The following is a 1418-nucleotide window of genomic DNA, read 5'->3' as shown; positions in this document are numbered from 1 at the left end:
TTCCGAACCCGGAAGCTAAGCCTCACAGCGCCGATGGTACTGCAGGGGGGACCCTGTGGGAGAGTAGGACGCCGCCGAACAATTCTTCAGAAAAGCCCCTGATCCATTCGGATCAGGGGCTTTTCGCATTTCCTTTGACGTATCGTCAGTGCATGGACGATCAGACAGCGGTCATTGCGGACAACGTGCTTCGCCCCGAGCAGCGCGACGGCGCCCTGCATGTTCTGGCGGAGGCCCAGGCGGTCGACGGCCGGGCCGCCGTTTCCGAGCAGGGTCGGCTTCGGCTGCGTAACGCCGAGACGCCCCGCCCGGGCATCACCCACCTCATTCGGAGCGAAAGCGAAGCCGTCGTCGGCTACGGCCAGCTCGAAGTCCCCGAGAGTCCGACCGCCAACCCCGCCGCCGAGCTGGTCATCGGCCCGGCGGCCCGCGGCCGCGGCCTGGCCCGCCCGCTGGTGGACGCCGTGCTCGCGGAGGCCCATCGGGCGGGCCGCGACGCGGTGGACTTCTGGGTGCACGGCGGCCACCCCGCGGCCCGGCACCTGGCCGAGGCGTACGGTGCCGAGCTGGTCCGCGAGCTGCGGCAGATGCGCCGGACCGGTCCGCAGACCGAGGCCGTCGCCGTCCCCGAGGGCATCGAGCTCCGCACCTTCCGCCCGGGCGAGGACGATGCCGAGTGGCTGCGGCTGAACGCCCTGGCCTTCTCCCACCACCCCGAACAGGGTTCCTGGACCGAGCAGGACCTGGCCGAGCGCCTGGCCGAGCCCTGGTTCGACCCGGCCGGCTTCTTCCTTGCCATCCGTGACGGCAAGGTGGTCGGCTTCCACTGGACCAAGGTGCACCCGGCCACCGCCACCGAGCCGGAACTCGGCGAGGTGTACGTGGTCGGGGTGGACCCGGCCGAGCAGGGCAGTGGACTCGGCCGCGCGCTGACTGCGGCCGGCCTGCGTCACCTGACCGGCTCCGGGGCCGGCGAGCGTGGACTGGAGACGGTCCTTCTCTACGTCGACGCCGACAATCCGGCCGCCGTCCGGGTATATGAACGACTGGGATTCACCGTTCACGAGGTGGACCTCATGTACCGAGCCCAGTACCAGGCGAACCGGTCGGCCTGACCCTCCCCGTTCGTCCGGACCGTCCAGGACGGGTGTCCCGGCCGTACCGGAGGAACAGCCCGGCCGCCCGAGCAGTCGCGGGCGAAGGGTGGAAAACGGCACCGCCCCTTGCTCCGACCGACTCAGCTTTCCTCCTGGCCATGCGGTGTTTACCGTGGATTCAATTGCTGCCGCGAAGATCACAGGATGAAGTCCGTAGTGTCTCGCTCGTGCAGAGTCGACCGCCATTCGTCGGCCGGTCCTGTACGGACCGCGCCCGGTGGGTGGGCGCTGTCTCCGGGGGCAACCCGGGGCGAGGACGAC

At 69.9% G+C, this 1418-nt stretch carries 1 protein-coding gene and 1 rRNA gene; both read left to right on the top strand.

The features are described from left to right. Positions 1-80 (top strand): 5S ribosomal RNA (gene rrf, locus ACWC9T_RS41855); the annotation flags it as partial. Between the two features lie 72 nt (positions 81-152). After that, positions 153-1115 (top strand): mycothiol synthase, encoded by a 963-nt coding sequence (gene mshD, locus ACWC9T_RS41850; protein WP_449826255.1) that lies wholly within the window; start codon positions 153-155, stop codon positions 1113-1115. Positions 1116-1418 lie beyond the last annotated feature (303 nt).

It is taken from the genome of Kitasatospora sp. NPDC001159 (assembly GCF_053598235.1).
This window is presented reverse-complemented; position numbering and strand designations above follow the sequence as displayed.